At 74.8% G+C, this 1,161-nt stretch carries 1 protein-coding gene; it reads right to left on the bottom strand.

All coding sequences use genetic code 11. The features are described from left to right. On the bottom strand, positions 1–1,161 hold a 1,161-nt coding region (locus tag G7A99_RS20270; protein WP_163143652.1), incomplete at both ends, for an exodeoxyribonuclease V subunit gamma.

The raw sequence follows: 1,161 nt of genomic DNA, 5'->3' as shown, positions 1-1,161 counted from the left end.
CAGGGCGTCGAGCAGGTGGGCGCGCAGGGTGGCCGGCGGCAGGGGCTCGTCGAAGCCCGCCGCGGCGGTGGCGTCCACCAGCGCGGTGACGGTGTCGCGGATGACCTGCAGCGCCTGGTGCTCGGCGACCTCGGCGCCGTGGAAGAGTGCGTCGAGCACGGCGTTCAGCCGGGTCTGCCACCCGTCGGGGGTGTGGGCCTCGCGCAGGGTGGCGCGGGCGGCGAGCAGCTGCTCCCAGAACGCGGCGAAGCCGCCGAGCCAGGCCGCCTCGCCGCCCTCGACGCCGGGCATGGGCGCGATGTCGCGGTACAGCGCGGTGTCGTCGTCCATGGCGTAGCCGAGGAGCAGGCGGTTCAGGCCGAAACGCCAGCTGTGGCGCTCGCGGGCCGGGGGCAGCGCCTCCTCGGTGCGGTGGCCGGCGTCCGCGCCCCAGCGGATGCCGCTCTCGCGCACCCAGGCGCGGATGCGCTCGACGGCGTCGGCATCCAGGTCGAAGGCCCGGTGCACCGCCGGGACCTCGAGGATGGAGAGCACCTCGGAGGCGGTGAGGCGGCTGCGCGGCAGCTCCAGCAGCCGGGTGAACACGCGGATCACCGGGTGCACGCCGGGCAGCGCGCGGTCGGTCACGGACCACGGGATGTGGCGCTCGCCGGTGGCGTTGCCGAACACCGCCTCGATGTAGGGGGCGTAGCGGTCGATGTCCGGCGTCATGACCACGACGTCCCGGGGCTGGAGGTCCGTGTCCGCGAACAGCCGGCGCAGGCGGTCGTGGAGCACCTGCACCTCGCGCATGGGGCTGTGGCAGGCGTGCAGGGTGACGGAGGTGTCCGCCGGGTCCAGCGGCACGGCGGGCTCGTCGCCGTCCGCGCCGCGCCGGCGCAGCTCCAGGATGTCCGCCTGCAGCCGGGCCAGGTGGCCGAGGTCTGCGTCCTCCGCCGGCTCGGTGAAGTGGTAGGTGTCGTCGCCGCTGTGGTTCTGGAGCAGCTCCAGGAACTCCCGGCCGGTGCCGCCGAGGGAGGCGAGCAGCGGGTGGCCGACGCTGTAGTAGTCGCTCGCGTCCGGCAGTCCGCGGCGGCGCCAGAGCTCGCGCAGCTTCGCCAGCCCGCGCTCGGAGACCACGTCGCCCCAGTAGTGGAGCGAGGGGTTGAGGACGAGCACGTC

Source organism: Arhodomonas sp. KWT, from assembly GCF_010993615.1.
This window is presented reverse-complemented; position numbering and strand designations above follow the sequence as displayed.